This window comes from Flavobacterium sp. P1_E4, from assembly GCF_056405915.1.
On sequence record NZ_JBFUBE010000044.1, the window covers coordinates 1 to 5,526 of the forward strand.

Annotated in this window: 7 protein-coding genes; all 7 read left to right on the forward strand. The window is 31.8% G+C overall.

Features of this window, described 5'->3' with window-relative positions; genetic code table 11:
• Positions 1-240 precede the first annotated feature (240 nt).
• The 7 genes from AC1DY0_RS18680 (at position 241) to AC1DY0_RS18710 (ending at position 5,245) form a co-directional block, all read left to right on the forward strand.
• Positions 241-606, forward strand: coding sequence for a hypothetical protein (locus AC1DY0_RS18680; protein WP_477190091.1), 366 nt, complete (start codon positions 241-243; stop codon positions 604-606).
• A 123-nt stretch (positions 607-729) separates the two neighbouring features.
• Positions 730-1,221, forward strand: a complete 492-nt coding sequence (locus AC1DY0_RS18685) for a hypothetical protein (protein ID WP_477190092.1) — start codon at positions 730-732, stop codon at positions 1,219-1,221.
• Positions 1,222-1,405: 184 nt separating this feature from the next.
• Positions 1,406-1,918 (forward strand): hypothetical protein, encoded by a 513-nt coding sequence (locus AC1DY0_RS18690; protein WP_477190093.1) that lies wholly within the window; start codon positions 1,406-1,408, stop codon positions 1,916-1,918.
• Positions 1,919-2,101: 183 nt separating this feature from the next.
• Positions 2,102-2,980, forward strand: a complete 879-nt coding sequence (locus AC1DY0_RS18695; RefSeq protein WP_477190094.1) for a hypothetical protein — start codon at positions 2,102-2,104, stop codon at positions 2,978-2,980.
• 268 nt (positions 2,981-3,248) lie between these two features.
• Positions 3,249-3,734 carry a hypothetical protein gene (locus AC1DY0_RS18700; protein WP_477190095.1) on the forward strand — a complete coding sequence of 162 codons (486 nt, stop codon included), beginning with the start codon at positions 3,249-3,251 and terminating at the stop codon, positions 3,732-3,734.
• Between the two features lie 270 nt (positions 3,735-4,004).
• Complete coding sequence (locus AC1DY0_RS18705) at positions 4,005-4,538, forward strand: hypothetical protein (RefSeq protein ID WP_477190096.1); 534 nt, start codon at positions 4,005-4,007, stop codon at positions 4,536-4,538.
• A gap of 146 nt (positions 4,539-4,684) precedes the next feature.
• Positions 4,685-5,245: a hypothetical protein gene (locus AC1DY0_RS18710; protein ID WP_477190097.1), complete on the forward strand. Its 561-nt coding sequence runs from the start codon at positions 4,685-4,687 to the stop codon at positions 5,243-5,245.
• Positions 5,246-5,526 lie beyond the last annotated feature (281 nt).

The window sequence follows — 5,526 nt, forward strand, 5'->3', positions numbered from 1 at the left end:
CGAACTTGATTATCGGGACTTATAGCGTCTTCTAAACTAGAAAAACGCATCTGATGACGGGAAATTCCTGTGATATGCTGCATTCTTAAAAATACGAAAATTCCTGTTTTGACACAACTTTTTTGTTATATTTGGTGATATACAAACGGAGGTTTTTTCACAGACTGACGTTACCGGCAAGCATTTATACCTCGGTCATTTAGGACTTTCATAAGAATTAAATCACATTAATAAAAACTGATGCAATACTTTTTCATATTATTTATTGTCAGCATATCATTAGTTCTTGGCTGGTTAAATTGGCAAAGGGACAAGAGAAAAGACTTCAGAAAATTAATTGAACCACAATTGGAGCGATATGGAATGAAATATGTCAAAGCAGAATACCCTGGGATTTTTAAAGTTGGGCCGTTTAAGAAGTTTGAGATAGAAATTGGCAAGCCCCAAATAAATGATGGCACAATTCACTATGAAAAAAGATATTACAGAAAGATTACAGCAATAGCGAAGAACAAAAAGGAAGTCGAAGTTTGGGCAAAAATTGACACTGGCTGGTTCAAAGAGGATTCAGTCGAATTTAATCCTAGACTTAATAACATTAAATAGTGCCAGCCGGTAACAGCCACTACAACGGATTTGGGCATTTGGCTTAATGGAAAAATGGTCTTGTATTTGGGATGATTTGGCTAATCCGAAAATAGGGCTTAATTTAATCCCAAACCCGCTGTAGTGCCAGAACGTTATGAGCAAGCAAAAAAGAACTTTATGACAAAAAAGAAAACTACTGAAAAAGGTCTTCCCTTAAATATCATTCTTGCAATTTTATTTATTTTATTTTTAATAATTGGTTCAATCGTACACTCTTGTTCTAAATCAAATACTCAAGATGTTAATAAATACGAAGAACAAAATATTGAAACATCCGCAGAAGAAAATATTGACGCTAAAACAGAGGATAATAACTATTCAGTAACTACATATTATGTGAAGCAACAAACATATGCAGGAACATGTGAAGAATGTTTGGATGAAATTTTTGATTATTGCAAAGTTGATGACAGAAAAGCTCTTCAAACAATGGAATATGAAGGAAGAATGAAAATACTTCATGAAGGACAAAAAGTATATTTACTTGATGCAGGCTTAACTTATGCAATTGTAAGAGAAGAAGGATCGACGGAAAAACTTTGGGTCGTTAATGAACATATCGAAAAACACTAACAATCTTGCCAGCTCATAACAGCCACTACAACGGATTTGGGCATTGGGCTTTATGGAAAGTTGGTTTTGTATTTGGGATGATTTGGCAAATCCGAAAATAGGGCTTAATTTAGTCCCAAACCCGCTGTAGTGCCAAGACGTTACTGGCAACCTTGCAAATCAGAAATCTAAATCCGAATCCAAAGTGATAAAAATAATTAAGCAGTATAACAATTTGACAATTAAAGTGTTTTTGATGCTTTTTATGGTTTCTTGTAACAATCATCTAAAAACAAATACCGGTAAATCTGTTCAAACTGAAAAGAAAAGTCAAGGCTACAACGAACTCGCAAATACCGACAGAAGAAATACTTTTTCAATTTCAGACTTTAATACCGATGACCCAGAGATTAAAAATATTGAAAGACCGAGTTTATCAACTATAAAAACGGACCTTGACACTACTTTGCTTTTTGGAATTTGGACAAGTGACCCCGACGGTCCACACGCAGACTTTGAATTGACAAGTAAATCTTTCTATGTTGTAGATTATGATGGAAACGGTGATATGCCTTATGAACTTTCAGACAGGAATATTAAAATTTATTATAACGACTTTATTCAAGAAGGGAAAGTGATCTCAGTGGATAAAGACACACTGAAAATAAATTGGAAAGACTTTGACATCGTTAATAGCTATGAAAGATGGAAACAATAGTGATAACGAGCGGAAGAAAGGCAGCCAGTAACAGCCACTACAACGGATTTGGGCATTTGGCTTAATAGAAAGTTGGTTTTGTATTTGGAATATTTGGCAAATCCGAAAATAGGGCTTAATTTAACCCCAAACCCGCTGTAGTGCCAGAACGTTGGCAGTAATAGTCCCCAAAAAAAGAACGAAATGAGTTACGATTTATACTTTTTTAAAAGAAAAGAAAGCAAATTAACCGAAAAAGAAGTTGAAGATTATTTATCTGAAAATTTAATTGCGGAAGAAAAAGGTCAATGGTTTTTTCAAAATAAAGACACAGAAGTTTACTTCATAATTGAGAAAAGCGAAACCGAAATTAACGAAGAAGAAATTGAGTTTGTAGAAAATTACGAAGATTTTGAAAGTTTAAATTTTTCTTTCATTTTGAATTTTTTGCGCCCAAGTTTTTTTGGAACTGAAGCATTTTTATTTATAGAAAAAATAATTAATGATTTAGATGTTTACATTTCAAATCCCCAATCTGACAAAGAAATTCCATATAAACCTAAAAAAGAGGAATTATTTGAAAATTGGAACTCAACAAACTTAACTTCAAGTTCTGAACATTTTGGAGAACAAAACAGTTATTTAGAAATTGGAAAATCTAACGAAATTTGGAAATATAATTTTCAGAGAAATGAAATACAAGAAAAACTTGGCGGAAATTATTTTGTGCCAAAAATTTTCTTTTTCAAAACAAAAGCAGAAAATAAAGTAATTACAGTTTCAAGTTGGACAGAACATATTCCAAACTTAATTCCAAATTCTGACTATTTTTTACTAACTAAAATTTACACAAAGTTTTTTAGAAAAGTTCAAGAAAATGCACTTATTTCAAGAGAGAATTTATTGAATAGATTTGGAGAATATTTTAGTGATTATGAATATTCAAATTGTAAAATTATTCATCCTGAAAACGCAAAAAAAATTAAGGATTTATTCAATTCAACAAAATCAGAATTAAAACTTGAAAATTTTGCAGAAAGAGTACAAATTGAAAACTTGTTTAACGAAAAACCAAGTACATAAAACTACTACTGCCAACACACGCTACAAGCAATTTGGGCATTTGGCTTAATTTAAAATTGGTCTTGTATTTGGAAGATTTGGCAAATCAGAAGAATGGGCTTAATTTAGACCCAAACTGCTTGTAGCGCGAGAACGTTATGGTGTATAGCTGTTAACGAGAAACCGTTGATTTTAATCAGGCGTTTTAGCACGAAAAAACATTAATGAAGCAAAAACCAAGCTGACCTTAAAGTGAGCGTTTAGTCACAATTGTAGAAAATCTATGAAAATGAGAATCTTAGTAATGATTTTAATAATTACTTTTTCAGGTTGTCAATCTCCGAAAAAGAAATGCGATTTCACTTTTTATAAAGAGAACATTCGTGAATCATATTATTTAAAGTTTAATTCTTCCGATACGCTTTATTATATTAATGTTTATCCGCTTCAAGAACAAACTTCCTTTACAATTTTAAGTAGAGAGGAAAAAGAAAAAATTCAAAATACATTAGATACTATAACTTTTCCAAACGGCGAAGAATTTGCGAATCGTTCAGGTGAAGATGGAGAAACTTATGCCTTTATTCTAAAGAATAAAGAACAATCCAAAAAACTAATGATTCACCAATATAATGGGTTACATCAATTTTTGCGTTTTGGAAAATCACTGGAAGAGATTATGAATTTACATAAATTCACTCAAACGAATAAAAAAATTGAATTAAGTGAAGTGAATAAAATGTTTCGGGTTCCACCTCCACCAATTATCAATTAAATGAAATTTGAAGTTCAAAAGCGGAAATCAAAAGGCGGAAAAGTTTACCGAAATTGGAGTCGTTAATTTGAAAGTCAAATCGTTAGTGCTTAACATACGTGTCGCTACACACCATAACAGCCACTACAACGGATTTGGGCATTTGGCTTAATGGAAAATTAGTTTTGTACTTGGGATGATTTGGCTAATCCGAAAATAGGGCTTAATTTAGTCCCAAACCCGCTGTAGTGCCAAGACGTTAGCGGTAACTTTGCCACAGAAATCAAAAAGATGAATAAAATAAGAACATTTTTCTCAGATATTGGAACTTTATCAAGATGGGATTTCTACGTTAAATATTTTTTACCTGTCATAATGATTGCTTTTTCTTGGATATTAATTGGTGATTTAATTGAATTAAATTACAGCAAAAACAATCTTAATAAAATTACCGGAACAATTGAAAACATAGAAGAGGTTCTTATTCAGGGTAAGGGAGAATATAATGAACTAAGAATATCCTTAAATAATTATCCTAAATACTTTAGAATTACTAATAATTTTAAATACCAAAATATTCAAGAAAAATTAAAATTTGGTGACGAAATCCAAATATATTTTCGTCCAAAATACTTGGTGCCTTTTGGTTTAGGAAAGCAAACAGATATTTACCAACTAGAATACAACAATGAAATATTATACAATATAGGTGAAAGGAAAAAAAACTCTAAAGGATTAATAGTTATTAGTTTAATTGCCTTAACAATATTTGGAACAGTGTATTATTTTGGAAAAATCAAACTTAACAAAAAAAGCTACCGCTAACAGCCGTTTGGCGAGATTGGGGTTTTAGGCTGAATTTAAAGATGGTTTTGTGTTTGGAAAATTTGTGTTTAACCGAAAAATCCCGCATCTTTATTCCCCAACCTCGCCAAGCGCCAAGACGTTATGCCCAATTATAAAACAACAGAATGCTAATCGAAAATAAAGGAATAAAGACAGACACATTTAAAATACCTCCATTCGACTTGAACGAAGGAGAAATTATTGTTTTGCATTTATTCAATGGACAGCATTTCTACGAAACAGAAATGTTCCTCAAAGACATATTTTGTGGCAAGACAATAGACGAAAATGTTGTTGTGTATAAAAAGTCAGCATTTGTTGAGCATTTTATTGAACCTAAACTTCGAAGACTTTTTTATCCTGTTACTGTTGGTGAATATTTAAAAAAGAATGCTTATTTGAACAGTCATTATGCGACAAAAATTTACGAAACTGAATGGATTAACGAAAAAACAAAAGTCAATACTCTTGCTGGTAATTCAAGAAGATTATTAAGTTTATATGCGACACTTTCAAAGACGAGCAACATTGTGTTTGACGTTGTTGGACAAGACCCAAAAGGAGCGGAAGAAACATATGAAATTGTTAAAGATGTAGTGAAAAATGGTGGTTCAGCAATTTTACTTGACGGTTTTGAAGATATGAAAAATGACTGTACAAAATATATTGAATTACAATGGACGTAAGAATAACTGGGCATAACAGCTACTACAACGGATTTGGGCATTTGGCTTAATGGAAAGTTGTTTTTGTATTTGGGATGATTTGGCAAATCCGAAAATAGGGCTTAATTTAATCCCAAACCCGCTGTAGTACCAGAACGTCAGGCTGTGAAAAAACCTCTTTTTTTTCTCAAAATCTTCAAATTTTACAATCCTACAATTCAAATAAAGCCTTCTGAGAAGGCTCTTTTTTTAAGCTACTAATTTTATCGGATAAAAATTGTGCCTTGCATTTAGCTTTAAAT

Excerpts from the sequence above, each read along its gene's own strand:
- AC1DY0_RS18680 (WP_477190091.1), top strand. The coding sequence starts at position 241 with ATGCAATACTTTTTCATATTATTTATTGTCAGCATATCATTAGTTCTT.
- AC1DY0_RS18695 (WP_477190094.1), top strand. The coding sequence starts at position 2,102 with ATGAGTTACGATTTATACTTTTTTAAAAGAAAAGAAAGCAAATTAACC.
- AC1DY0_RS18700 (WP_477190095.1), top strand. The coding sequence starts at position 3,249 with ATGAGAATCTTAGTAATGATTTTAATAATTACTTTTTCAGGTTGTCAA.
- AC1DY0_RS18705 (WP_477190096.1), top strand. The coding sequence starts at position 4,005 with ATGAATAAAATAAGAACATTTTTCTCAGATATTGGAACTTTATCAAGA.
- AC1DY0_RS18710 (WP_477190097.1), top strand. The coding sequence starts at position 4,685 with ATGCTAATCGAAAATAAAGGAATAAAGACAGACACATTTAAAATACCT.